Genomic DNA, 25,982 nt, shown 5'->3' on the forward strand with positions numbered 1-25,982 from the left:
ATAGTTCACAGAGCTTTAAGATTAATGCTTTTTTATTTATTCTTCCACTATATTTTTAAAATTCTTCCACCCATCTGCATACCTATAATCATATTCACATCCTCTAGGGACATATAGAACGCATGTTCTTTTATCTACAGAACTGAAAAGATATGGATCCATACCTGATACATATTCATATCCGAGATGAATCTCAGATATATTTGAACATTCCCAGAATACATAACCTCCCCAATACCTCACACTATTAGGAATTGTGACAGAAGTAAGATTTGTACAAGCTTCGAATGCCTGCCTTTCAATACGTGTTACACTATTAGGAATTGTGATAGAAACAAGGCCTGAACAATTCCAAAACGCACATTCCTTAATAGATATCACATTATTAGGAATAGTTAAAGTAGTAAGACTTGTACAACCGTCGAATAAATGACTCTCAATACATGTCACGCTGTTAGGGATAGTGATAGAAACAAGACTTTCACAAGTACTGAATGCATTACCACTAATATTTATCACACTACTAGGAATTACCATAGATGTAAGGTTTCGACACCCTTGAAAAGCACCTTCCCCAATACTTGTCACACTGTTAGGAATAGTAATAGAGGTAAGGTTTATACATCCAAAGAATGCACCACCTCCAATAGCTTCCACAGTGTTAGGAATAGTGATTGATGTTTTACCTCCCGGACATTGCATTAATATCGATGCATCTTTATCATATAATACTCCATCTATTGACAAGTACTTAGAATTGTCTTTATCGACATTAATAGAAGTAAGATTCTGGTTGCCAGACATCGCATTTTCACTGATATTTGTCACACTACCAGGAATAGTAATAGAAACAAGACTTTTACAAGCAGCAAATGCACCTTCGTTAATCCTTGTTACACCATCAGAGATTGTAACAGAAGAAAGTTTCCAACAACTTAAAAATGCAAATCTGCTAATACTTTTCAAATTCGTAGGTATAGTGATAGATTTCAGTTCTACGCACCATTGAAATATATAATCTCCAATACTCGTCACACTGTTAGGAATCGTAATAGAAGTTAGACTTATACAATTAGAGAATGCGCCACTGCCAATATTCGTAACACCGTTAGGAATAATCATAGAAGTCAGATTTGTACACCTCGAGAATGCAGCATCTGCAATGCTTGATACCTGTTCGGGAATAGTAATTGATGCTTTACCTTCAGGACACTGTATTAATGTCGTCCCATTTTTATCATATAGAACTCCATCTATAGATGTGTAGTTAGAATTATTTTTACTTGCGTTAATAGCAATAAGGCCTTTGCAACCATCAAAAGCATAGTTCCCAAGGCTCGTCATACTATCAGGAAGAGTAATAGAAACAAGACTCTTGCAATTCTGAAAGGCGCTTTCCCAAGGGCTTGTCATATTCACCTCGGACAAATCCAAAACCTGTATTTCCTTCATTTTACGCAAGAATTCCATATCAGTAGAGTTTAGATTTCCTGTAATCTTTAGTTTTGTGATTTCATCTTTCACAGAACTGTCAATCAATCCTGATAATGTGCCTGCTGTTTCTACATGTATAACAGGAAGTGCTCCCTGCTGAATGATTTTAATATTCTGGCTAACTCCATTACCAGAAGCAAAAGTAATATGGCTTATTCTGCTATCATCAGAAGTATTCTCTGCAATATTGAACTTAACTTTCTTGGTGGTCAAGGCTCTCGTATTCTCCACACGTGAAATCCAATCCTTCCCATCATCAGCAATAGAGATCGTATAATCAATGTTAGAACTTAACTCTACTTCTATCGTTTGTCCCTTTGCATCAATTGTATATTCATTATTTGCAATAACGATAGCATCTTTTTGTACTTGCATGATGGTTAATGTATCGGCACTTGCAGTATTATTCTTATCGAAATAGATAATTTGCGCAGAACGGCTGTCATAAGTCTCATTAGGATTGATAACATATTTCAGGGTATGGCTGGAAGCACCACGCACGGAAGCCTCATCATAAATCCAATCGACCTGTGGCATTTTTATTCCGTACTCTACATTGCTTTTTATTTCTACGGTAATGGTTTCTCCTTTATCGCTTACTTCATATTTTTCTTTTGTCAATACTATAACTGCGCCACCTGCTTGATAAACCCTTACGGTTTCTATGTGCTCTCCCTTTTTAAAGAAAATCTCACCTTCACGTTTCTCATATTCTTCATTTGCTGCAACAGAGAAAGTGTGGTTATGAGTAGTTAGAGCGCGTGTGGTAGTTTCAGTAATCCAACTTTTTGCCGATTCTGAAATTTCCATTTGATAATCAATATTTGACTTTACTTCTACAGTGATGGAACCACCTTCTTGGACGATTTCAAATTTATCTGCGGTCAGAAGTATCGCCTCTTTGCATTTTTGTGTAATAGTGAAAGTTTGGCTTGCTGTTTCTGCCTTAATGGTTACAGACACACTTCGGTCGTCATAATCCGAATTATCAAGAGTAGTAAACTCAACTGACGCCTCACCTTTTTTACCGCTCGTAACCGATGCCGTACACCATGTTGAACCGCCCGTAGTGGAGGCTATATTCAGTGTCCAATCAGTATTAGTGGTGAAGCTAACAGATTTTATACTTCCCTCTGCTGCAAAAGCCAAGCCATTTGTGATAATACTTGAATCAATAGTAATTGTAGGATTTTTATCAGGACTAAGATCATCCTGTTCATTACCGTCACTGCAAGCTGCAAAATTTATACTAACAAGCATAGTGATTAAAACCAGTCCCAATAACCTAAATGTTCTCATAGTATTCTAACTTTAAATGTATAGTAGCGAGGGGTATCTGATTCGGACTTCTATCTAGTGTAGAAAACAAAGGAGATGCCTAAAAGAAAAAAGCTCCATAAATCAATGACTCATGGAGCTTAATCAAGTACTCGAAGCGGGACTTGAACCCGCACAGCCGCAATGGCCAAAGGATTTTAAGTCCTTCGTGTCTACCATTCCACCATTCGAGCATCCTGTGGAGAGCGGAAAACGAGACTCGAACTCGCGACCCTAACCTTGGCAAGGTTATGCTCTACCAACTGAGCTATTTCCGCAGGTCTTTTTTGAGGAACGGGTGCAAAGATAAGGAGTTTCCCCGTTACAGCCAAATTTTTCACATGAAAAATATTGTTATTTTATCAGTTGCGCACTTGCAAAGTAGTGCCGGACATAGAGACTTTATAATGTTTCAGATACTCTGTACCTTCTCCTGTAGGAAATCCACCACTACTTAAATTATATTCGGTATGACACTTGGGACATTTTGCCGTCCCTAATCCATCTTCCAGCAACTCTACCGAAATACTGCGATTGGCTTCTACCGGACAAGCTGCATCATATGCAACATAAGTATTCCCGTCCGAGAAAACACTTTGCCCGATAATCAATCCCGCATAACCTACGGGTAATCCATTTACATTCTTCTCTATCTTCAGAAACTGACCGGGAGTCGTAATCTTATAATAAGGAGATTGTGAAAGACTGCATGAGAAATTAAAAGTAACGGAAGGAATGCTCGACTCGTAAGAATCACCACAACTGGTGACACACAACCAAAGCATTCCTATCATTATACAGAGTTTCCGCATACAACATTGTATTTATCGTCCGAGCAGGTCCTTTTCAGCCTCTTCCATTCCATGAAAGTTGAAACCATCCACCACTTCTTGCATCAGTGCAGAGATTTCATCATTACAGAGATTACCGATGCTTCCCTCATGCGTATGGTGCACTTGTTTGCTATGAGAGAACTTTCCGGCTTCAATATCCAGTCCGACTTTCTTATAGGCATCGCGGAAAGGCATACCTTCACGTGCCAGCCGGTTCACTTCTTCCACACTGAAAATAAGCAAATACTTATCATCATCGAGGATATGTTCGTTCACCTTGATTTCATTCATGATATAAGTCGTCATCTGCAAGCAGTCCTTCAATTCCTGGAAAGCAGGCAGAAAGACCTCCTTGATAATCTGCAAATCACGGAAATAACCGGATGGCAGGTTATTGGCAATCATCATAATCTGTTGCGGCAATGATTGCAGCTTGTTGCATTTGGCACGCGTCAGCTCGAATACATCAGGATTTTTCTTATGAGGCATGATACTGGAACCTGTTGTGCAATCGTCGGGTAATTTTACGAAATTAAAATTCTGACTGTTGAACATACAGGCATCAAAAGCCAGTTTAGAGATAGTACCGGCAATGCTCGCCAAAGCAAATGCAACGTTACGCTCCATCTTTCCACGTCCCATCTGCGCATAAACCACGTTATAATTTAAAGAGTCGAATCCTAACAGACGGGTTGTCATCGTGCGGTCCAGCGGAAACGAAGAACCATATCCGGCAGCCGAACCTAATGGATTGCGGTTACACATCTTAAATGCCGCTTGCAAGAAAAGCATATCATCTACCAGACTCTCTGCATAAGCTCCAAACCACAAACCGAAAGAAGACGGCATGGCTATCTGCAAATGAGTATAACCCGGCATCAATATATTTTTGAAACGCTCGCTCTGGCATATCAAAACATGGAACAATTGTTCCACTGCCTCAGCAATATCTCTTATCTGCGTACGTGTGAAAAGTTTCAGGTCGAGCAACACCTGATCGTTGCGGGAACGGCCACTGTGTATCTTCTTACCTACATCACCCAGTTTGCGAGTCAGCATCAGTTCTACCTGCGAATGCACATCCTCCACTCCGTCTTCTATCACAAACTCACCTTTTTCGGCAGTTGCATAAATATTCTTCAGTTCATCAAGTAAAAGGTTCAATTCGTCTTTTGTCAGCAGACCGATGCTTTCGAGCATGGTGATATGAGCCATAGAACCTAATACATCGTGCTTTGCCAGATAAAGATCCATCTCGCGATCACGTCCTACTGTGAAACGTTCTATATCTTTATTTACCTGAACGGATTTCTCCCAAAGTTTCTGAGCCATTTATTTAGTGATTAATGATTAGTGATTAGTGATTAGTGTGTAGCGGTAGTGACTTTACTTAATCCCTAATCACTAAACACTAATCACTTATATTAATATGGTATTATCGACAACATATCGGCCATCTTTTCCAATCCCTCCTGCAAAGGTTTCTGAACCATACCTTTCATGAAGGGATTCAGTTCCATGCCAATGGTTAACTTCATTTTACATTCAACCTCCGATACAGGCACTATCTGTATCCAGAGATTGAAAGGCAGGGGTGAAGTAGTTGTAGCAAACTTGATGCATTTGCACGGTTCTTTTTCTACAATACTCAACGCTATCTTACCTACTGGAGCCACTTCTATCATCATACTCTCCGAGTCAAAACTCAAGTTCTTTACTTTATCCTCCGGCAGGCTGTCCTTAAACTTTTCCAGATTATTTAAATCAGATAGTTTCTCATAAACAAGTTCCTGTGAGGCGGGTATTGTCTTTACACTACTTTCAAATTTTGTCATATTCCGATTCTCCTTAAAAGACAAAAAAGAACTATCCGGACAGAATTTATCCGAATGGCCCTTTTGTCATATAATTATTTTATAGTATAACCGCTGTTATTTTCCAGCATCCCAATGTGCAGGGTCCTTACGCCATTCGTTCAGCGTCTCGATATCTTCTTCTTCGATGTAACCCGTGCGAAGTGCAACATCCAGGACTGCCTCATAGTTAGTCAGCGTCACCAAAGGAACTTTGGCATCTTTAAATGCTTTTTCCGCAACAGGAAAACCATAGGTATACGCAGCTACCATACCGATTACCTCGCATCCGTCACGACGGATAGCTTCTACGGCTTTCAAGCTACTTCCACCAGTGGAAATCAAATCTTCAACAACCACGACTTTCATACCCGGACGAAGTTCACCTTCAATCAGATTTTCCAATCCGTGGTCTTTCGGGGTAGAACGTACATACACAAACGGCAAATTCAGCGCATCGGCAACCAAAGCTCCCTGAGGGATAGCGCCTGTTGCTACGCCGGCTATTGCATCCACCTGCCCGAAACGTTCCAATATCAAACGGGTAATTTCAATCTTTACAAAATTACGCAAAGAAGGATAAGAAAGCGTTTTGCGGTTATCACAGTAAAAAGGAGATTTCCATCCGGAAGCCCATGTAAAGGGATTTGCCGGTTGTAGTTTAATCGCTTTTATCTTCAGCAACTTCTCTGCGAATAGTTTTTCTAAAGTTCTCATAACTAAATTAGCTATTTATAGTAAATATGGCACAAAAATACGGAAACAGAACGAGAATAAAAAAAAGAATAAAGAGATTTTTCACTCAAAAGCATCATTTTCGTCAGAAAGTTGTATACAATGACGAATATCTTTCATTTCGAAACCGCGACTCAGGGCAAAACGCATCAATTTCCCATTCAACTCAAATTCATTCTCGGCATGAACACTTTTTCGCTTCGCCACCAATAGTCCGTCTAAAATAGACAGATATTCTTCCTCATCTATTTCATTCAGAAAACGCCGGCATACATTATAAGAGACCTTCTTCAATTGGAGTGCCTGGGCTATCTTTACTTTTCCCCACTTGGCAAAGCGGTACTTGTCATTGACAAAAGCACGGCAAAACCGCTCTTCATCAATATACTTTTCATCTTCCAAACGTTTGAGAATGCGATCAATAGCATCATACGGTAATCCCCAACGTTGTAGTTTCTCGGCAATTTCGGCGCGACAGTGTTCCGCCGTGGAACAATAGGCAGCAACTTTGCTCAACGCCTCCGTTTCAGTAATATTTGTCATTTTTCGGCTATTACAAATCTATCATTATGGGAAATGTCCTTTTGAAGACGGATAGCGTGATATCCCGATTCACGCAACATAGATACGATGTCCTCTCCAAAAGCACGATTAATTTCAAAATAAAGTTTTCCGCCGGGTACAAGCATTTCAAGCCCCAACATGGCAATACGACGATAAAAGCGTAAAGGATCCGTATCGGGCACAAACAATGCCAGTGAAGGTTCCCAATCCAATACATTCTGCTCCATCTCTTGTTTCTCCGCTTCAATAACATAAGGCGGATTGCTCACAATCACATCATAACGTTCTGTTGCATCGGGGGAATAAGTCAACACATCACGCTGTTCGAACCGGACAGCCACCTGCAAGGATTTACTATTAGAGGCAGCTATAGATAAAGCATCTTCGGACACATCCCAGGCTGTGACCTGAGATTCCGGCAATTCCTTTGCCAAAGAGACAGCTATGCAGCCACTCCCCGTTCCGATATCCAAAATGCGGGAAATGGGAGAAAGCTCTTTTAACATCAACTCGACTAATTCTTCCGTTTCCGGACGAGGTATAAGCACACCGGGCGCCACATAAAATGTCCTTCCCAGAAAACGAGCTTCACCTAAAATATATTGTATTGGTTCAAAATGATGCAAACGAGTGAGAATGCTTTCTAATTCCTGTTCCGCTTTTACAGATAAAGTTATATCTTTGCCCAAATAATAATCCACTGCTTTCTGCCCTAATATCTCGCAACAGATAAGTCTGGACAGATTACCGGATTCCTGCGAAGTATAATCTCCTTGCAGTCTCTGGCGAATATAAGAAGCAGTAATATTCATATATGGATATTTTGGAGTGCAAAAGTAAGAATTATCCGAGAAAAGAAGCACAGATGGAAGAAGAAAAATATATGCGTCGCTGTATTCAACTGGCTCAGAACGGGCTTTGCAATGCAGCTCCCAATCCAATGGTAGGAGCGGTCATCGTATGTGACGGAAAAATCATCGGCGAAGGCTACCACATACGCTGTGGAGAAGCACATGCTGAGGTGAATGCCATCCGTTCCGTAAAAGACACCTCTTTATTGAAACGTTCTACAATCTACGTGAGTCTGGAACCGTGTTCACACTATGGGAAAACGCCGCCTTGCGCTGATTTAATTATCGAGAAACAAATTCCCCGTATTGTTATCGGCTGCCAGGACCCCTTCGCTAAAGTTGCAGGACGAGGTATACAGAAGTTGAAAGATGCAGGCCGGGAAGTCATTGTCGGAGTGCTGGAAGATGAATGCCGGCATTTAATCAGGCGCTTCATCACTTTCCACAAATTACATCGCCCATATATCACCCTGAAATGGGCTGAGTCTGCAGACGGTTTTATTGATGTATGCCGGGATAGCGGCAATCCTATTATCCTTTCCACCCCTTTGACCTCTATGCTGGTACATAAAAAACGTGCGGAATATGCTGCCATTTTTGTAGGTACCCGCACTGCTGAATTGGACAATCCCTCTTTGACTGTACGCAATTGGTACGGGCGTCCCCCCGTGCGCCTCGTTTTGGATAGGAAGCAGCGTCTATCACCTACCCTCCACCTATTTGACGGGAGCGCACTGACATTCGTCTTCACAGAACAACCTCATGCCGACCTTCACAACGTAGAATATATTCCGATAGATTTCCAACAGGACATATTGCCTCAAATCATGCAAACTTTGTATGAGCGCGGACAACAATCCCTCCTGGTAGAAGGGGGCAGTATCTTGCTGCAATCTTTCATCGATGTCGACCTTTGGGATGAAATATTCGTTGAAGAAAGCCCTACACTGTTGGTGTCCGGTGTTAAAGCACCTAAAATGAGGGATAAAATTAGTTATGTCCGTGAACAATCTTTCGGTAGAAGTATACGGCATTACACAACGACAAAATAGTCCGAAATGCCTCATTTTGATGCTTTTTTATCGAGAAAAACGGGCTTATTATCTATAATTTTATATAAATCTTCCCTGCAATGCTGATTATAGAAAAAAATGTTCCTATTTTTGCAACTTGTAAATAAACACTATCTTTAGAAAATGAGAATAAAGTTTTTATCCGTAATCCTGAGTTTTCTTCTTATGTCAATAGCCATAAGTTCATGTCTTGACTCAGATGATAATTATGAATTAAGTTCCGATGCTACAATACGCGCCTTTGGTATTGACACTATAGGAAAAGGCATATATTATAAGTTTACGATTGACCAACTGAAAAGAGAAATTTACAACGTTGACTCCCTCCCTGTTTGGGCTGACACCATCATAGACAAGATATTGATTGATACACTAACCGTTACAGGCTGGGTGACTTCCGGGCTTGCCGACACTGTATTCATTATGAGCGATTCTGTTGACTTGAGAGAGCCTATCAAACTGAAGGTACATGCAGCTGATATGATAACAACCCGTGAATACACAATCAAGGTTAATGTTCATAAGCAAGATCCAGATTCACTAATCTGGAGAGAGATGGCAGCACTCCCTGTTTCACCTGCTGCCGGCAAGAAAAAGTCTGCCATTCTAAAGGAGAATTTATTCGTTTACACTTCTTCTACAACCGGCTATCGTAGTTCCATATCCAATCCCGGCACTCTTCAATGGAGTCCGATTACAGTCAGTGGACTTCCTGCTGATGCGAAATTGAATTCAATTGTTAGTTTCAATGACCTATTGTACATAACTACAACTAGCGGAGAAGCGCTCTATTCAGACAACGGTACAAGTTGGCAGAAAATGGATACACAAGGGATGAAGATGGTGACATTCATAGCAGGTATTCCGGCAGATGATGTTACAGGAAGTAAGAAGATACTTACCGGTATCTGTTCTTTTGAAGGTAAGAATATCTTCTGCGCAAAAAACATCGAAGAGGCAAATTGGAAAATGAATGAAGGAAAAGAAGCAATCCCCGCTGATTTCCCTCTGGAAGACATATATTCTACTGTTTTCACTAACGCAAGTGGCATCAAGCAAACAGTAATAGTAGGTAATACAGAAGCAACTGTTGAGGCTACAATGCCTTGGTTTACGATGGATGGACTCACTTGGGCCGATATGAGTACGCCATCAGATTTCTTCTGTCCAGTTATGAAGAATCCATCAATTATGTATTACGGAGGTCTGTTCCACATGATGGGTGGAGACTTCAGTATTATCCGCTCTTCCCGTGTAGGAATAGCTTGGGAGGAAGCTGCAACTAAATTCCGTTATCCATCAGAGAAAGTGGTCACTCCAGGAGAAGACGAGGATGACGAAGAGACAATTGAATACAAAAGCTTGTTCGAAGGCAAGGGAGATTACTCTCTGGCTATTGACGAGAATCATTATATTTGGATTGTATGGAACAGCGACGGTTCTGTTTGGCGTGGTCGTCTGAACAAATTGGGTTTCGCAATACAATAATAAAATAGTCTATTTTCCGTTTCCTTAATATAAATAAGGAGTAACAAGAAAACGGTATGACTATTACAAGAAGTATAAAGATAGTGTTTTGCCTGCTTGTATTCCCTTTCTGCTGTGTTACAGCACAGGAAGAATACACATGGGAATTAGGAGGAGCCATTGGAGGAAGTTTTTATATGGGAGATGCTAATAACAGTACCCCGTTTAAGGACACAGGAATAGCGGGAGGTTTCATAGCCCGGTATTTACTGAATCCGCATATGGCAATAAAAGGCAACCTGACCGCCGGCAGAATTTCCGGTGATACGAGAGATTTCAAGAATGTGTATCCAAATGGAGAATACGCCACTTTCAAGCGGACGATTTTCGATTTAGGAGCACAGTTTGAATATAACTTTTTGGGATATGGTATCGGTAATACGTACCGGGGCGACCGCCGATTCACACCTTATATATTAGGTGGATTAGGATTTACGTTTGCACCAAAACCCGCTAAGACTATTTTCACAATGAACATCCCTATAGGGGTGGGTGTGAAGTACAAAGCAACGCCACGCATCAACATAGGATGCGAATTTACGATGCGGTTCAGCCTTAGCGACCAGTTGGACGTTACTCAACGAGAAGGTTTACAACTGGAAGACCCGTACCAGATAAAAGGAAAAGGTTGGAAAAACAAAGACAGTTATGCATTTACCGTCTTTTTCGTCACCTACGACCTCTTCCCAAGATGCAAGGATTGTAACAACTAAAAAAGATGCAATATAAAGAACAAATTGATTTGAGCCGGATACCCCAGCATGTGGCGATTATCATGGACGGCAACGGACGATGGGCGAAGCAGCGTGGACACGAACGCAGCTACGGACATCAGGTCGGTGCTGAAACCGTGCATATCATTGCAGAAGAAGCCGCCAGGCTGGGAATCAGATATCTGACCCTATATACGTTCTCAACCGAAAACTGGAACCGCCCTTCGGATGAAGTGGCAGCCTTGATGAGCCTTCTTTTCGATTCCATCGAAGAAGATACATTCATGAAGAACAATATCAGTTTCCGGATTATTGGAGATATTAAAAAGTTACCCGCAAATGTACAAGACCGTTTATACAATTGCGTAGAAAATACTTCTAAGAATACAGGCATGTGCCTGGTACTTGCCCTCAGTTACTCTTCACGTTGGGAAATAACAGAAGCCAGCCGACAGATAGCCGCATTGGTGCAGAAAGGAGAATTGGCACTTGAAGAAATCAATTGTGATTTAATGTCAAAACACCTGACGACCAACTTCATGCCTGATCCCGATCTGTTGATACGTACCGGCGGAGAAATTCGTCTGAGCAATTACCTGCTTTGGCAATGTGCGTATTCGGAACTTTATTTTTGTGAAACCTATTGGCCCGACTTCCGGGAAGAGGAACTTTGCAAAGCCATCTGCGATTACCAGAAACGGGAACGCAGATTCGGAAAAATCAGTGAACAAATCAGTTAAACCCAAACATATTTAATCCAAAACATAAATGCACTATCGTATTTTCTCTATACTCACAGCGTTTATCTGCCTCTTTGGTTGTGTATTGACAAGCGCCGCTCAAGATGCCAACGGCACCGATGATGCGGAAAAACCAGTCATTCTCTACTCAGGAACACCCAAGAAGTATGAGATTGCAGAAATTAAAGTAGAAGGAGTTAAGAACTATGAGGACTATGTACTGATCGGATTATCCGGTCTGTCTGTAGGTCAAACGATTACTATCCCGGGTGAAGAAGTCACTCAGGCTTGTAAGCGTTACTGGCGTCATGGCTTGTTCTCTAATGTTCAAATCACGGCTGACAAGATAGAAGGCGACAAAATATGGTTGACCATCCATCTGACCCAGCGTCCACGTGTATCCGATATCCGCTATCATGGCGTGAAGAAGTCCGAACGGGAAGACATAGAGAGCAGAGTCGGTATGATAAAAGGCGGTCAGGTGACCCCGAACGTCATTGATCGTGCCAAGACTCTGATTAAGCGCTACTTTGATGATAAGGGCTTCAAGAATGCAGAGGTTATCATCTCACAGAAAGATGATGTATCCAACGAGAACCAGGTTATCGTGGATATCGACATCGACAAGAAGGAGAAGGTAAAAGTACACGAGATCACCATCGTTGGTAATGAGGCTTTAGCAACTAAAAAGTTAAAGCGCATCATGAAGAAAACCAATGAAAAGAATAAGTTAATCAATCTGTTCCGCACCAAGAAGTTCGTAGAAGAAAACTTTGAAGCGGACAAGCAGTTGATTCTTGACAAGTATAACGAGCTGGGCTATCGTGATGCTATGATTGTAGAAGACAGCATCAAGCCATACGATGACCGCACGGTAGACATTTTCATGAAAATTGAAGAAGGGGACAAATACTATCTGCGTAATGTAACGTGGGTAGGTAACACGCTGTATCCTTCAGAACAATTGAACTTCATGCTTCGTATGAAGAAAGGTGACGTATATAACCAGAAGTTGCTGGAAGAACGTACTATGTCAGACGAAGATGCTATCGGTAACCTCTACTACAACAACGGTTACCTGTTCTACAGCCTCGAACCGGTGGAAGTAAACATTGTAGGAGACTCCATCGACCTGGAAATGCGTATTTTCGAAGGCCGTCAGGCTACTATCAATAAGATCAGCATCAATGGTAACGACCGTTTGTATGAAAACGTAGTACGCCGTGAGCTTCGTACCCGTCCGGGTGACTTGTTCAGTCGTGAAGACCTGATGCGTTCTATGCGTGAAATTCAGCAAATGGGACACTTCGACCCGGAACAAATCAAGCCGGATATCCAGCCGAGACCGGAAGACGGAACGGTGGATATAGGTTACGACCTGGTATCCAAAGCTAATGACCAGGTGGAATTCTCCGCCGGTTGGGGACAGACAGGTATCATCGGTAAACTGAGTTTGAAGTTCACCAACTTCTCACTTGCCAACTTGTTGCATCCGGGTGAAAACTACCGCGGCATCCTGCCGCAGGGTGATGGTCAGACATTGACTGTCAGCGGACAAACCAATGCTAAGTATTACCAGTCATACAGCATTTCATTCTACGATCCGTGGTTCGGTGGTAAGCGCCCGAATGCGTTCTCTCTGTCGGCTTTCTATTCCGTACAGACAGACATCAGTAGCCGTTACTACAACTCGGCGTACATGAATAGCTATTATAACAGCATGTATAGCGGTATGTATGGTTACGGTATGTACAACTACGGTAACTACAACAGCTACGAAAACTATTATGACCCCGATAAGTCTATCAAGATGTTCGGCGTAGCTGCCATGTTCGGTAAGCGTTTGAAATGGCCGGATGACTACTTCCAGTTTACTGCAGAGCTGTCTTACCAACGCTATATCCTGAGCGACTGGCAATACTTCCCCGTCACAAACGGTAAGTGTAACAACCTCAGCATCAACCTGACATTATCTCGTAGTTCTATCGACAACCCGATTTATCCCCGTTCAGGTTCTGAGTTCTCATTATCAGTGCAGTTAACTCCGCCGTATTCATTGTTCGATGGCAAAGACTATAGTAAATACAGCACCAGCAATCAGGACGACATGAACAAGATGCACAAATGGATTGAATACCACAAATGGAAATTCAAATCCAAAGTATACATCCCGTTGATGGACCCTGTAGCTGTAAAACGCACTCCGGTATTGATGGGCCGCGTAGAATTTGGTTTGCTGGGACACTATAACAAGTATAAGAAATCTCCGTTCGAAACATTCGACGTAGGTGGTGACGGTATGACCGGTTACTCCAGTTACGCTACGGAAAGTATTGCTCTCCGTGGTTATGAAAATAGCTCATTGACTCCTTACGGATATGAAGGCTACGCTTATACCCGCCTCGGTCTTGAGTTAAGATATCCGCTGATGCTGGAAACAAGTACCAGTATTTATGCGTTAGGTTTTGTAGAAGCCGGTAATGCCTGGCAAGATGTGAAGAACTTCAACCCGTTTGAGTTGAAACGTTCTGCAGGTGTCGGTGTCCGTATCTTCCTGCCGATGATTGGTATGATGGGTATTGACTGGGCTTATGGTTTCGATAAAGTACGTGGTTCTACACAATATGGTGGCAGTCAATTCCACTTTATCTTAGGACAAGAATTCTAATTGTATCACAAAAACCAAACGTTATGAGAAAGTCTGTTTTATTAATGATCTTGCTGTTTGCCGTAGGCATGACAGCCAGTGCACAAAAGTTCGCCTTGATTGACATGGAATATATCCTGAAGAACATTCCGGCTTACGAGCGTGCTAACGAACAGTTGAACCAAGCTTCTAAGAAATGGCAAAGCGAAGTAGAGAAAGTTGCCGAAGAAGCTAAAACGTTGTACAAGAACTATCAATCCGAAGCCGTCTTCCTTTCCGAAGAACAAAAGGGAAAGAAGGAGGAAGCGATTGTCGCTAAAGAGAGGGAAGCAGCAGAACTGCGCCGCACCTATTTTGGTCCTGAAGGAGAATTGTTCAAGAAGCGTGAGAGTCTGATGCAACCTATTCAAGATGAAATATACAATGCTGTTAAAGAAATATCAGAACAGAAAGGCTATTCTGTAGTTGTTGATCGCGCTTCTGCAACAAGCATCATTTTTGCCTCTCCGCAAATAGATATCAGCAATGAAGTGCTTGCAAAGTTAGGATATTCAAATTAATTTCATAAATTTGCCCAATGAATATAAGCTAAAGTGCTATATTTGCATTGATACAATGAACAATTATTTAAATAAACAATAAACATTATGCTTAAAAAAATCGCACTACTCGTAATTGTGTTTGCTCTTCCGTTAGGAGCAATGGCACAAAAATTTGCTCACATGAACTCTCAGGAAGTCATTTCACTTATGCCGGAATATACAAAGGCACAAGCTGACTTGGAAGCTATGTCTAAACAATACTCAGAAGAGATGCAACGCTCTCAGACTGAGTTCAACAAGAAAGTACAGGAGTTCCAGGCACAAGCTGACTCTTTGCCGAAGAATATCGCAGAAAGACGTCAGAAAGAATTGCAGGACATGGCTCAAAGACAAGAAGAGTTCCAACAAGAAGCTTACCAAAATATGCAGAAAGCACAACAAGAAGCGTTGGTACCTATCTATAAGAAGTTGGACGAAGCTATCCAGGCTGTAGGTAAAGCAGAAGGCGCTATCTATATCTTCGATTTGGCCCGTACTTCCATACCTTACGTAAGCGCTACAAGTGTGGATGTTACAGCTAAAGTGAAAGCTCAGTTGGGTATCAAATAAGAAAGAATTATCTTATCTAAAGATAGAAAAAAGGCGTGGACTGCATACAGTCTACGCCTTTTTTCTATCTTTGCACTCTATACTCTATCATGAAACAAGAATTATCCACTATTCCCGGCCCCATCGGCGTATTCGATTCCGGATACGGCGGATTGACTATCCTAAGCAAGATACGGGAAGCCCTGCCCCAATACGACTACATCTACTTGGGAGACAATGCACGCACTCCTTACGGCACGCGGTCTTTCGAAATAGTATATGAATTCACGCTGCAAGCGGTCACCAAACTATTTGAGATGGGTTGCCACCTCGTTATCCTGGCTTGCAATACCGCTTCTGCCAAAGCACTTCGCAGCATACAAATGAATGATTTACCCGGAATGGATCCGGCTCGCCGGGTGTTGGGTGTCATACGCCCCACTGTGGAGTGTATTGGTAGTATTACGCATAGCCGTCATGTAGGTATCCTCGCTACTGCAGGAACTATCAAATCCGAATCTTACCCTTTAGAAATCCATAAGCTTTTTCCGGATATTCAAGTACAAGGTGAAGCCTGTCCTTTATGGGTGCCACTCGTAGAAAACAATGAGGCGGAAGGAGATGGAACGGACTATTTCATCCGCAAATACATTGACGAACTTCTTTCGAAAGATGAATATATTGACACAGTAATCCTGGGTTGTACACATTATCCTCTGTTGCTTCCCAAGATACAGAAGTATATGCCCGCCGGCATTACTACCGTAGCGCAAGGAGAATTGGTAGCTGACAGTCTGAAAGACTACTTGCGGCGTCATCCGGAAATGGATAATAAATGCACCAAAACAGGAAACTGTGCCTACTACACTACGGAAGCGGAAGAAAAGTTCATTGAATCAGCATCCACTTTTCTGAACAAGGAGGTAACTGTGCAGCGAATAGAACTATAATCGCCAAACATTTACCGATAAAAGAAATCTTTTCTTCGAAATACTTGTTATATTTGTAGTATATAAACCCATTAATATTTACCATTATGAAATCAACAGACAATAGCCGCACAGTGGAGGTGTTCAAAGGATCACCGTGGGAAGCAGAACTTGTTAAAGGTTTACTCGAGAACAATGGTATAGCAACTATTTTAAAAGACGGACTTATGAGTACCATTGCACCTTATATAACATCCGATATAACAATTCTCGTAAGTGAGGAAAGATACGAAGACGCCATGGAGATCATCCGGGAGCGTGGCAAAGGTGAAGATGAAGACTAAGTGCAGTCTCTAAAAACCACATAAGAACAATATAACGACACATGAATCAACAATTTTCGAGAATTGCCGTAAAAGTAGGCAGCAATGTCCTGACGCGCCGCGACGGCACTCTGGACGTTACGCGTATGTCCGCACTGGTCGACCAGATAGCTGAACTGCACAAGGCAGGAGTAGAAATCATCCTCGTTTCATCCGGAGCCGTGGCTTCCGGACGTAGCGAAGTGCACCCGGCCAAGAAGCTGGACAGTGTAGACCAGCGCCAGCTCTTCTCTGCCGTAGGGCAAGCCAAACTAATCAACCGCTATTACGAGTTATTCCGCGAACATGGCATTGCCGTAGGGCAAGTGTTGACTATGAAGGAAAACTTCGCCACCCGCCGGCACTACCTCAACCAGAAGAACTGCATGACGGTAATGCTGGAGAACGGTGTCATCCCTATCGTGAATGAAAACGACACTATTTCCGTAAGCGAACTGATGTTTACGGACAATGATGAATTGTCCGGCCTGATAGCGTCCATGATGGACGCACAAGCGCTGATTATACTCAGCAATATTAACGGGATTTACAATGGCTCCCCAGCCGACCCTACCTCGGAAGTGATACGGGAAATTGGCCAAGGCAAGGACCTGTCATCCTACATCCAGGCTTCCAAGTCCAGCTTTGGACGTGGTGGTATGTTGACTAAAACCAACATTGCCCGCAAGGTCGCTGACGAAGGTATCACGGTTATCATTGCCAACGGTAAGCTCGATAATATTCTCGTTGATTTGATACAGCGCCCAGAGAGTACTCTTTGTACACGTTTTATTCCCTCTGCCGAACCTGTGTCCAGTATAAAGAAATGGATTGCCCATAGTGAAGGTTTCGCCAAAGGCGAACTGCATATCAACCAATGCGCCACAGAGGTCTTGAATTCCGATAAAGCAATCAGTATCCTACCCGTTGGCATTACCGCTATCGAAGGAGAGTTTGAAAAAGATGACATCGTGCGAATTATTGATTTTGAAGGTACCCCCGTAGGCGTAGGAAAAGCGAATTGCGACTCTGCACAGGCAAGGGAAGCGATGGGAAAGCATGGGAAAAAGCCGGTGGTGCACTATGATTATCTGTATATAGAATAAAAAAGGAAACAAATAATCCCTGTCTCTACAGATATCTCAGAGGGACAGGGAAAATTTATATTAGCGGATTGGCAGAACAGGTAATTCAGGGTTCCCACCTCTCTGAATTATGATAATAATCATATCCACGAAACTCTTTCTTATATCTATCTACTAAAAACATTATATCAAAGATACTATCAATAGGATAAAAATAGAAAGTAGAGTCTATTGAAATAGGATCTTCATTTGGCATACCATCAAGTGTTACTAATCTTAACCTAATTTTTAGACTATCTTGGTACTTCATATCTTTTTTACTAAGTAAAGCAACATTCATCCCCCAGAAATCTTTTATTTCATCGAAAGATTTAGGAACATCTGGCAAAGTGTCATTAAATTGTGTAAAATACGTACCACTAAATATCAAACTATCATTTAACCAAAGTTTTATATAATCTTGTCCATTACGCCCATTCCAATTTTCACTTGGACTAGTGACTATAATAGACAGAAGTTCTTCTTGAGATTTCTGCTGGCAGGCTTGCATTAGGAAACCTATTATTATAAATGTATATAGTCTCATTTTGAATTATAGTATTTCTTTCATCAGCAACATAAGTATATTTATGTGTCACTCCATTAATGGTCAACTGTTGAGGCAAATGTAATGAATTATAAGATATGTTAGCAATCTTCTTATTCAAATCTTTCATGAGACTACCATTTTTATCATACATATGATTAGGATTAGTCGTAGAACCTTTTCATGAAGTCATGGAATTCACAAAGTTATAGTAGCATGAAAGTAGAAACAACTACATCAAATAAAGATTCCCTGTCTTAGTGAATAGTTTTTTTATTCGAAGACAGGGAACACTTAGATTTGTGAACTAGAATTTCAACATTCAAAGCTGCAAATATGTTATCCAGCTTAACAGACTCTAAAAGAGATTTGAATAATATCAGTAAGAAATATTTCTTTTTACCACTTTTGTATGTGCTACTTGGTCCCCTATACGCAATCCTGTGGAATTAAAAAGCATAACAAAGAATTCTATAGGCCAAATAATACAAAATAGATTACGAAGCATACATTGAACTGGAGTAGCAACTTTTAGTGTTCTACTGTCAATTGTCTGAATCCCTACTATATATTTTCCAAAGCTCATACCATTAATGCAATCTTTAGAACACATAAACGTATATAGTAATGATATAGGGATACTGGATATTAAATCTACACTTGCATGTATAAAACATAATACAAAAAAAGAAAGATAAAAGAATAAAAAGCCGACTATGATATCAATAATGAATGCTATAAATCTTTTTGTTTTCATGGCACTGCCCAAAATTTTGTGTAAATAGAAAATTAGAGAATATCTTTAATCTTCCAGGACGGAAGATAGCATTTCTAATCAAATAAAGATCTTACCCATTCACTGGGAATACCAATAAAATGGTCATAACCAACCACATGAGTACTTGTCGCCATTAATATTAGAAATGATATAACTATACCTATTACGATAATAGTCCAGATAATCCTATATATGCGAGGTTCTTTTTCTTCTCTTTCTACCTTTTTTTTAGGAATGTAAATCTTTCTCGTAGGTTTCTTCCTTTTTTTCATTTTTCAGTTTCCTTGTCTAAATTCAAATAATTCCGCTTTCCTTTCATCTTCAACTTGGAAGTTTTCGGGATTATTCAAAAGTTTATTTTGAATAATATCTTTAGGTGATAAACCTATCTCATTTTGAATAATAGCATTTCTTTCAGTAGCAATTTCAATGATTTCACTTAATGATTTCCCTTCGAAATTTAGTTCTCCTAAACGGTTATTAATACTGTTTGCTTTTGATTCATACTCCATTTGTTGCAAAGCTATTTTGGGGTCTTTTATTGTAATATCTAGACTTTTGCTAACATGCCCATTTTCATTATAAATAACTGTGGTAGAAAGCTCAATCAATTTATTTCTAAATTCCCTATGATTATCTCCAAGCTCGCCTATAGCCGAAAGACGATTTCCCAATGTATTATTTCGGCTCATCTGTACTTTATTCCCTCCAGGTGTATTCATTACCAGTAAATAACGCTGTTCTTCCAAAGACATCTGCTTGCGTAATCCGACTTCCCGATAAGAAAAGCTTGTAGTTTCCCTATAAGATTGGGGTCTGGTTTCTCCGGGATAAAAAGCATAAGGATTAGCTCTACCAGCATTTCTGTATCCTCTTCTCACTGGAGGACGTATATTACGTACTTGGCATCCATCCGGGTCTATTCTATTTATCGGATTATTCCCACAATACGCATACGGGCTCAGTGCATAATATTTTTCCGCCAACGGGTCCATCGTTGTAAACCTCCCCAGTGCCGCATCATAATGTCTTGCTCCATAATCCATCCAGTTCAGCCCATCCTTTCTTTCAAATTCCTTGCCATTATACTTATAGGGTTGCTCGTTTTGCTTCCCATCTGTAGTCTCTGCCATTGGAAGCCCGAAAGGATAATAATGGTTATACTGGATATGATAGTTGTTCATATCAATCACCGCACGGACATTACCAAGATGATCATTGAAGTAAAAGTAATACGTACCACCCTCAATATAGCCACCTTCAACCAATATCTTTTTCAAAGAACCATTCTCATAGATAAGGTTACCTACATAGTCACGATTGGTACTCCCTTGCACGACCTTAAGTTTTCTTCCATCAGCGGCATAAATATATTTATGTGTCACTCCATCAATGGCCAACTGTTGAGGCAAATGTAATGAATTATAAGATATGTTGGTAATCTTCTTATTCAAATCTTTCGTAAGACTACCATTTTTATCATAGGCATAACCAGGGATAACAGCCGATCCTTTCTTAAAGTCATTGGACTCGGGCAGCGTGACAGTTACTGCCGCATCATCTACGTTTATCAGTTGGTTGCCGTTGTAGGTCATTGTCAGGTTATCCACAAGTCCGTAAACGCCGAGATCACTCTTAGCTGTGTTACCGTAGCGCTGCAAGGCTGTGATATTGCCATGCTTGTCATACGAATAGGCAGTATTATATCGCTCAGCATCTTTTCCACCGGAAAAGGTAGCGCTCCTAAGGCGTGACAGCGGATCATAACTATAAGTATATTTACGAGTCCTTCCGTCAAGCCTCCACTGCATGGAAGAGATATTGCCATTATAATCATAAGTTAAGTCCTCCGCATGCTGGGAGCCAGTGATAGAAGTGATCCACGAACGTACATTGTACTCATACGTATCGGACAATGAAGATTGCCCGTTGCGGCTGTTCTTTTTCAACCGTCCCAGATCATCATACGTGTTGCTCACCAACGTAACAGCACTTTGTGAATTCAACTTATGAGTAATAGTTTTCAAGCGGTCCGCATGATCATAAGTATAGGTATAAACCTGCGTTTGCGTACTCTTTCCTGTTGCAGTATGAACATGTGTCATGGTTTGAGGTTTACCTGTAAATGTATAGGTCGTAGTCGTTTTGTCATATCCTCCCAAATGATTGGAAGAAACGACTTTCTCCAGCCGCCCCTTTTCATCGTAATAGTAAACAGCGTATAGTTTCTTACCACTGCCGTCAAGCAAACAGGTTACCGTACCCGTCAATAGACCGCCTGCCGGATGACTTTCCTGAGGGAAGTATGACTCATTATCGAAACCTGCCAGACTGCGGAAACCATAGTCGTCATAGTAGTTAATGGTATGCACTACAGGAGAATAGAGAGCCATATTATGATTATATCCACTATTTTCCAGACCGGAAGAAATGACTTTACCATCATACGACCGCTTTAGTGAAGTCAACACCGCCGTCGAACTCAAAGAAGCGATAGAACCTCTGAATTCACAAATCCCCTGAATCACCGGACGGTTATCAATGTCATACAGGTGAAAGGTACAAAGTGCGGGACTTTGGGCTGCCTGTTCGGCATCCTGACTGGCAATCAGACGGTCGCCACGGTCGTACTCGTATCTTATCCAACCCGCACCGGGAAGCTTTTTCCAGATACAACGATTACGGTCGTCATACTTATATAAATAAGCATAAAGGGAAAGTGCATCCGTACTTGCTGCATTCTGAGTCCATGAACCCGCTATTGCGAGCGCATCGGCGGCCAGAGGGGGAAGCACGGCGCGCAAGTTGCCATAAGAGTCATATACATAATAGGTATCATGATAGTCTGTTCCATTCTTTTGACGGGTAAGGAGCACTTGACCTTGCTTATTTTTAAATTCCAGACTTACTCCTGTACCATCCTCATCCGTAGCACGGGTAACGTACAGTTCATTAGCCGGATAATTCACTTTCCCGGACTGAATGCTAATCTGTATAGCGTCACGGGTATCCGTCGTCCGATACCACCTGCAAGACAATTCTCCACTGGCTGCGTTGATGAGGTACTCGGTCTTCACACGTTTACTGTTATTATGCCAGTTCTGCCCCGGACCATACTGTTCCAATACACGATTCAAAGGAGAAGCCTCGTAAACAGGTTTTGAGTAAGCCTTGCTATCGCCATACAAAGAAGAGGATCGGGACTGAATGGTACTCAAGGAAAGCGGATTTCCATTGTTGCCCGAAGCCGCATTTACAGGAAGCCAGGAAGCTGAATTACGACCTGCGGCATCATATTCCTGATAAGTCACCAGATCGAGTTGACTAGGATTCATTCCCACTTGGACAGTCTGCCAGGGACGTCCTAGGTCATCGAAGTATTGGCAGGAAGTAATACTGTTGGATACCGAAAAACTGGTTGTAGAAGTGGTGGCAACGGTTGGAATGCTGGTCTTCACGTAGTTGTTGCTTCTGGTCTGCGCTTTCGGATGATGTAAAAAAGTGCAGAGTAGTAATATGAATAATAAATTTCGTTTCATAATCATTGCGGGTTTTATTGTTTGTAATTATATTGATAGGCCTCTATGATCTTTCCGTTATGGTCTTTCACGTACAACAAGCGTCCGAAGGCATCATATTCGTAGTTGGTCGTGGTACCATTAGGCATGATGAGTTTTTCCAGATTCAGGCCGGAATCATAATAGTAAGTCGTTATTCGGCTACCCTCAAGTGAATGGTTGTTTCTAAGAGCCTCTATTGCAGCCATATCTGCCGAAGAAGGAGAAACCGCACTTGTAACCCTGTCTATCAGCGTTTTCCCTAATGCACTGAAAGAACCGCCTTTTATTTCGGCAATGACACGCTGCCCTTTATGTCCCCATATATAAGATGTCTGTTCAAATTCACCGTCTTTAGAAATACCTGTAGGGTTCCCATAGTTATCATAGCCCTGATATTTGATACGAGGTTCATAATACTTTAGTTGCTTCACATTTTCTAGTGCAATATATCCTCCCCAGTCCTTATATCCGTTCACTATTTCATCCACAAGCAAATCATTCTTATACACCCTCTTTGTCAGCATTGGAGCAAACATATACTTCTGGAACATGGCGTATTGTACCGGGGTATCTGTACCATCCTTCCATACATCATAAGGATATTGGTAGCGGGTAGTAAGCGTACCACCATCCGAAACCGTCAGTGTTTCTTCGGTTACCTGTCCGATGGCGTTATACTTGTAACGGGTAGTCCGGGTTGCCCCGTCTTTTAATTCAGCAGATTCTTTCACTGCATATTCGCCGCTAGTGATGTAATAGTTGTAGTAGTCGTGCAAGGAACCACCTATGGCAACTCCCCAGTTGCTATATCCCGGAGCGCTGAAAAGTTTTTCTATGCCTGTCAGCATAGCAGAACCATCTACCAAGTGGGCAAAACGGGAAACTCTCAAGTTCATATGATCCTTCCGGTTCATCTCTTCATACACATTCTCCAATGAATACACCACATTACCATTGCTGTTCTTTATCGTTTTCCGAAGCAGTTTTCCGGATTTCCAGGTGTACGACCATAAGGGAAACTCTGTTGTATATCCTCTCCAGCTCCAATTATTAACATAGTCCGGAAAGTCGGTATATACATATTCAGTCTTTCCATAAACACCGGAGGAAGAGCCCACGTATTCCGTGATATAGGGATAGACGACTGAACTTCCTTGGCTGAAATAACTGCATTTTGGAAAAGGATAGTATGCCTTGGAAAGGGTTCTGTCACCAGCATCGTCTACAGGTTCGCCCGGTCTATTATAACGCCTTTCCACGACGAGGGACGGAACCATGTAATCATTGAAATTCACCAGACGGATGGCACGGCCGTTCCCATCCCCGTTGTAACCGTACTTATACCATTTACTCTCTTGCAAGTTGCCGTCCGAATCATAGCTTTTTATCTCTGCAATACGCAGTCCCCCATACATCTGTCCATTGGCTCGATGAGGCTCATAAGTAAACTCGGAGTAGCCTCGGGTTGGATAAGTTATCTTCTTTAGAATACCCAATTGCATAGTGGATGCATTAGGTGTGCGGTTCATTCCGGGAATCTTCTGTCCATCGTTATATCCATAGCGGGGCACTGTGAAATCGGGAACATAAAGTTGATTGGCGGAAGAAGCAGATGAAGCATTATAGTATCCCCAATAGTCGATACTGACATTACCCTCCGGTTTGGTACCATTGTATTCAAACTGGTAGGAATAGACAGAACTACCTGTAGGAGTGCAGAAATTAACTGCATTCAGATAAGCATCGTTGGTCTTATTAAGAGTAACGGTCTTCAATATGACATCACTGACGTTGGTAATCTCCATCTTCACCAGAGAATGTGACCTCTGGGAAGAATAGTAAAACTTTACTTTTCCGGCGCTGCTACTGATTTCTGAAAGCACAGGTGTTCTGAATTTCTTATAAGAGATGCCGGGCATTCCCCCTCCATAAGCGATTTCCGTAGTAACTGTACTGAGATAATGGCTTATCTCTTTTATGATGTAGGAATAGTTCAGGATGGGACGGCTTACATCGTTTGCTTCACTTACACCAAAATACTTATATGTAAAGTTTACAGTCTCTTTGCCATCGGCAGAAACAATCCGGGTAAGGTAGTATGTACGGTTTCTGTCGTAATCATCTCCATCACCATACTCAAAATAGTACGCATTACCCTGCTCGTCTCTGGCAGTGGGGTAATAACCTCCTTCGAGGGTTAATGTAGAGGGTATACTGAACTTGTCCCCGTTACTCATTTCATAATACTGTCCGCTATGCCCTGGGAAAGAGAAATTAGAAACATCATATTCCGAATCACGAAAGTAATCCACTGTCTGGTTGGAGCCTTTATTCCCGTTCTCTACATACTCCAGTTGCAATTGGTCAGAATCAGACAGGCCCGTCTTGTCATTGACAACAATATCAGATGCTTTCTTTACAAACGGAGATAATTCAGTGCCAATGGGGCGAGATATTCCCGTTCCCCTTGCACTATAACTTACCGTTCCTCCCGCCATCAGTGTCCAGCCATATCCCACTTCCATTGGCAGATCGTCATACTTTAGCCCCGAAGCATGATATTTGAATTCGATAGGAATCTTGATGTCTTTCACTTCGATGGTATGGATGGGAATTGTAATATCCACAAGTCCGGTATACAGGTTCGTCGGATAATATCCGAAGCGGTCTACCATAGTTGCCTTGGGCGACGGAGTGGCCAGTTGAGGCAAAGAGGGCGCATTAGCCGACTGCCCCCATACAGTTGTCGTGCATAATATGCACAGAATAAGTGCTGCTAAAATCTTTTTCGTAAGGGCACAGTTCGCCCGGGTGGTGCCAAAACGCACCACAATTAAATTGTTACTTCTCATGTTATGTGAATTAATAGTTTAGTAAATAAAACAGACTATTCTGTTTTAAAGGTGAGCTTTTAATTTTTCAATTAATAGTTTTGTTTGTGTCCTAAGCTTAACGACCATGCAAAGATAAGGCTCTTTTCATAATTCACCTACCGATTTCGGGGTAAGCGTTAATTTCCCTCCTCCTTTTTATCCTCCTCTCCTTCCGGTCCCCCTGTGGGGGAGTCATGAGGGGGTTATTCTTTGCTATGCTATTCTGTGCTATGCTATGCTATGCTATTCTATGCTATGTGTACTCAGAGTTACATTTTCAGGGATATTTGTAGCATTTTCAGGTTTAAATGTTACAGTTTCGACTGGTGGGC

21 protein-coding genes and 2 tRNA genes are annotated in these 25,982 nt (G+C 41.7%); 10 read left to right on the forward strand and 13 right to left on the reverse strand.

The window, feature by feature from the left end; all coding sequences use genetic code 11:
* Window positions 1-36: 36 nt before the first annotated feature.
* The 9 genes from HMPREF9447_RS27445 to prmC all read right to left on the reverse strand — a co-directional run bounded on the left by HMPREF9447_RS27445 (window position 37) and on the right by prmC (window position 7,608).
* Window positions 37-2,793, reverse strand: a complete 2,757-nt coding sequence (locus HMPREF9447_RS27445; protein ID WP_009129451.1) for a leucine-rich repeat protein — start codon at window positions 2,791-2,793, stop codon at window positions 37-39.
* A 128-nt stretch (window positions 2,794-2,921) separates the two neighbouring features.
* Window positions 2,922-3,005: transfer RNA gene (locus HMPREF9447_RS09260), tRNA-Leu, on the reverse strand.
* 11 nt (window positions 3,006-3,016) lie between these two features.
* A tRNA-Gly gene (locus HMPREF9447_RS09265) sits at window positions 3,017-3,089 on the reverse strand.
* A gap of 84 nt (window positions 3,090-3,173) precedes the next feature.
* A complete protein-coding gene (locus HMPREF9447_RS09270; RefSeq protein ID WP_009129452.1) occupies window positions 3,174-3,623 on the reverse strand; it encodes a Rieske (2Fe-2S) protein in 450 nt (149 codons plus the stop codon).
* A gap of 12 nt (window positions 3,624-3,635) precedes the next feature.
* Window positions 3,636-4,976 carry an argininosuccinate lyase gene (gene argH, locus HMPREF9447_RS09275; protein WP_009129453.1) on the reverse strand — a complete coding sequence of 447 codons (1,341 nt, stop codon included), beginning with the start codon at window positions 4,974-4,976 and terminating at the stop codon, window positions 3,636-3,638.
* A 92-nt stretch (window positions 4,977-5,068) separates the two neighbouring features.
* Window positions 5,069-5,479, reverse strand: a complete 411-nt coding sequence (locus tag HMPREF9447_RS09280) for an SRPBCC family protein (RefSeq protein ID WP_009129454.1) — start codon at window positions 5,477-5,479, stop codon at window positions 5,069-5,071.
* A gap of 96 nt (window positions 5,480-5,575) precedes the next feature.
* A complete protein-coding gene (pyrE, locus tag HMPREF9447_RS09285; RefSeq protein WP_009129455.1) occupies window positions 5,576-6,214 on the reverse strand; it encodes an orotate phosphoribosyltransferase in 639 nt (212 codons plus the stop codon).
* Window positions 6,215-6,295: 81 nt separating this feature from the next.
* Complete coding sequence (locus HMPREF9447_RS09290; RefSeq protein ID WP_009129456.1) at window positions 6,296-6,775, reverse strand: regulatory protein RecX; 480 nt, start codon at window positions 6,773-6,775, stop codon at window positions 6,296-6,298.
* On the reverse strand, window positions 6,772-7,608 hold the full coding sequence (gene prmC, locus HMPREF9447_RS09295) for a peptide chain release factor N(5)-glutamine methyltransferase (RefSeq protein WP_009129457.1): 837 nt from the start codon (window positions 7,606-7,608) through the stop codon (window positions 6,772-6,774). Before prmC ends, HMPREF9447_RS09290 begins: the two co-directional genes overlap by 4 nt.
* Window positions 7,609-7,661: 53 nt before the next feature.
* On the opposite strand from prmC, the gene ribD reads away from it, so the two are divergent.
* The 10 genes from ribD (at window position 7,662) to proB (ending at window position 17,874) form a co-directional block, all read left to right on the forward strand.
* Window positions 7,662-8,699: a bifunctional diaminohydroxyphosphoribosylaminopyrimidine deaminase/5-amino-6-(5-phosphoribosylamino)uracil reductase RibD gene (ribD, locus tag HMPREF9447_RS09300; protein ID WP_044138107.1), complete on the forward strand. Its 1,038-nt coding sequence runs from the start codon at window positions 7,662-7,664 to the stop codon at window positions 8,697-8,699.
* 144 nt (window positions 8,700-8,843) lie between these two features.
* Window positions 8,844-10,208: a DUF6242 domain-containing protein gene (locus HMPREF9447_RS09305; protein WP_009129459.1), complete on the forward strand. Its 1,365-nt coding sequence runs from the start codon at window positions 8,844-8,846 to the stop codon at window positions 10,206-10,208.
* Window positions 10,209-10,264: 56 nt separating this feature from the next.
* Window positions 10,265-10,960, forward strand: coding sequence for a type IX secretion system protein PorG (gene porG, locus HMPREF9447_RS09310; RefSeq protein ID WP_009129460.1), 696 nt, complete (start codon window positions 10,265-10,267; stop codon window positions 10,958-10,960).
* Between the two features lie 5 nt (window positions 10,961-10,965).
* Window positions 10,966-11,700 carry an isoprenyl transferase gene (locus HMPREF9447_RS09315; RefSeq protein ID WP_009129461.1) on the forward strand — a complete coding sequence of 245 codons (735 nt, stop codon included), beginning with the start codon at window positions 10,966-10,968 and terminating at the stop codon, window positions 11,698-11,700.
* Window positions 11,701-11,728: 28 nt separating this feature from the next.
* Window positions 11,729-14,368, forward strand: a complete 2,640-nt coding sequence (gene bamA, locus HMPREF9447_RS09320; RefSeq protein WP_009129462.1) for an outer membrane protein assembly factor BamA — start codon at window positions 11,729-11,731, stop codon at window positions 14,366-14,368.
* Between the two features lie 23 nt (window positions 14,369-14,391).
* The gene (locus HMPREF9447_RS09325) at window positions 14,392-14,907 is read left to right on the forward strand and encodes an OmpH family outer membrane protein (protein ID WP_009129463.1); all 516 of its coding nucleotides are present in this window, start codon (window positions 14,392-14,394) and stop codon (window positions 14,905-14,907) included.
* An 87-nt stretch (window positions 14,908-14,994) separates the two neighbouring features.
* Window positions 14,995-15,498, forward strand: coding sequence for an OmpH family outer membrane protein (locus HMPREF9447_RS09330; RefSeq protein WP_009129464.1), 504 nt, complete (start codon window positions 14,995-14,997; stop codon window positions 15,496-15,498).
* Between the two features lie 89 nt (window positions 15,499-15,587).
* Complete coding sequence (murI, locus tag HMPREF9447_RS09335) at window positions 15,588-16,427, forward strand: glutamate racemase (protein WP_044138108.1); 840 nt, start codon at window positions 15,588-15,590, stop codon at window positions 16,425-16,427.
* Window positions 16,428-16,513: 86 nt separating this feature from the next.
* Complete coding sequence (locus tag HMPREF9447_RS09340) at window positions 16,514-16,750, forward strand: DUF2007-related protein (protein ID WP_009129466.1); 237 nt, start codon at window positions 16,514-16,516, stop codon at window positions 16,748-16,750.
* Window positions 16,751-16,791: 41 nt separating this feature from the next.
* Entirely contained in the window at window positions 16,792-17,874 is a 1,083-nt protein-coding gene (proB, locus tag HMPREF9447_RS09345; RefSeq protein ID WP_009129467.1) for a glutamate 5-kinase, read from the forward strand.
* Between the two features lie 85 nt (window positions 17,875-17,959).
* On the opposite strand, the gene HMPREF9447_RS09350 is transcribed toward proB, so the two are convergent.
* The 4 genes from HMPREF9447_RS09350 to HMPREF9447_RS09370 all read right to left on the reverse strand — a co-directional run bounded on the left by HMPREF9447_RS09350 (window position 17,960) and on the right by HMPREF9447_RS09370 (window position 25,629).
* Window positions 17,960-18,439, reverse strand: a complete 480-nt coding sequence (locus HMPREF9447_RS09350) for a hypothetical protein (protein ID WP_044137950.1) — start codon at window positions 18,437-18,439, stop codon at window positions 17,960-17,962.
* A 379-nt stretch (window positions 18,440-18,818) separates the two neighbouring features.
* Window positions 18,819-19,196, reverse strand: coding sequence for an RDD family protein (locus tag HMPREF9447_RS29430; RefSeq protein ID WP_009129470.1), 378 nt, complete (start codon window positions 19,194-19,196; stop codon window positions 18,819-18,821).
* A 296-nt stretch (window positions 19,197-19,492) separates the two neighbouring features.
* Window positions 19,493-22,756: a DUF6443 domain-containing protein gene (locus HMPREF9447_RS09365; protein WP_009129471.1), complete on the reverse strand. Its 3,264-nt coding sequence runs from the start codon at window positions 22,754-22,756 to the stop codon at window positions 19,493-19,495.
* A gap of 14 nt (window positions 22,757-22,770) precedes the next feature.
* Window positions 22,771-25,629, reverse strand: coding sequence for an RHS repeat domain-containing protein (locus HMPREF9447_RS09370; RefSeq protein WP_009129472.1), 2,859 nt, complete (start codon window positions 25,627-25,629; stop codon window positions 22,771-22,773).
* Between the last annotated feature and the right edge of the window lie 353 nt (window positions 25,630-25,982).

This window comes from Bacteroides oleiciplenus YIT 12058 (assembly GCF_000315485.1).
GTDB classification, from domain to species: Bacteria; Bacteroidota; Bacteroidia; order Bacteroidales; family Bacteroidaceae; genus Bacteroides; species Bacteroides oleiciplenus.

Bases quoted from the DNA above. Each gene is read 5' to 3' on its own strand.
- HMPREF9447_RS09315 (WP_009129461.1), top strand. From the start codon at position 10,966: ATGCAATATAAAGAACAAATTGATTTGAGCCGGATACCCCAGCATGTG.
- HMPREF9447_RS09305 (WP_009129459.1), top strand. From the start codon at position 8,844: ATGAGAATAAAGTTTTTATCCGTAATCCTGAGTTTTCTTCTTATGTCA.
- HMPREF9447_RS09370 (WP_009129472.1), bottom strand. From the start codon at position 25,629: ATGAGAAGTAACAATTTAATTGTGGTGCGTTTTGGCACCACCCGGGCG.
- HMPREF9447_RS09340 (WP_009129466.1), top strand. From the start codon at position 16,514: ATGAAATCAACAGACAATAGCCGCACAGTGGAGGTGTTCAAAGGATCA.
- HMPREF9447_RS29430 (WP_009129470.1), bottom strand. From the start codon at position 19,196: ATGAAAACAAAAAGATTTATAGCATTCATTATTGATATCATAGTCGGC.
- HMPREF9447_RS09270 (WP_009129452.1), bottom strand. From the start codon at position 3,623: ATGCGGAAACTCTGTATAATGATAGGAATGCTTTGGTTGTGTGTCACC.
- HMPREF9447_RS09280 (WP_009129454.1), bottom strand. From the start codon at position 5,479: ATGACAAAATTTGAAAGTAGTGTAAAGACAATACCCGCCTCACAGGAA.
- prmC (WP_009129457.1), bottom strand. From the start codon at position 7,608: ATGAATATTACTGCTTCTTATATTCGCCAGAGACTGCAAGGAGATTAT.
- pyrE (WP_009129455.1), bottom strand. From the start codon at position 6,214: ATGAGAACTTTAGAAAAACTATTCGCAGAGAAGTTGCTGAAGATAAAA.
- argH (WP_009129453.1), bottom strand. From the start codon at position 4,976: ATGGCTCAGAAACTTTGGGAGAAATCCGTTCAGGTAAATAAAGATATA.
- murI (WP_044138108.1), top strand. From the start codon at position 15,588: ATGAAACAAGAATTATCCACTATTCCCGGCCCCATCGGCGTATTCGAT.
- porG (WP_009129460.1), top strand. From the start codon at position 10,265: ATGACTATTACAAGAAGTATAAAGATAGTGTTTTGCCTGCTTGTATTC.
- HMPREF9447_RS09365 (WP_009129471.1), bottom strand. From the start codon at position 22,756: ATGAAACGAAATTTATTATTCATATTACTACTCTGCACTTTTTTACAT.
- ribD (WP_044138107.1), top strand. From the start codon at position 7,662: ATGGAAGAAGAAAAATATATGCGTCGCTGTATTCAACTGGCTCAGAAC.
- HMPREF9447_RS09290 (WP_009129456.1), bottom strand. From the start codon at position 6,775: ATGACAAATATTACTGAAACGGAGGCGTTGAGCAAAGTTGCTGCCTAT.
- proB (WP_009129467.1), top strand. From the start codon at position 16,792: ATGAATCAACAATTTTCGAGAATTGCCGTAAAAGTAGGCAGCAATGTC.
- HMPREF9447_RS09330 (WP_009129464.1), top strand. From the start codon at position 14,995: ATGCTTAAAAAAATCGCACTACTCGTAATTGTGTTTGCTCTTCCGTTA.
- HMPREF9447_RS27445 (WP_009129451.1), bottom strand. From the start codon at position 2,793: ATGAGAACATTTAGGTTATTGGGACTGGTTTTAATCACTATGCTTGTT.
- bamA (WP_009129462.1), top strand. From the start codon at position 11,729: ATGCACTATCGTATTTTCTCTATACTCACAGCGTTTATCTGCCTCTTT.
- HMPREF9447_RS09325 (WP_009129463.1), top strand. From the start codon at position 14,392: ATGAGAAAGTCTGTTTTATTAATGATCTTGCTGTTTGCCGTAGGCATG.
- HMPREF9447_RS09350 (WP_044137950.1), bottom strand. From the start codon at position 18,439: ATGAGACTATATACATTTATAATAATAGGTTTCCTAATGCAAGCCTGC.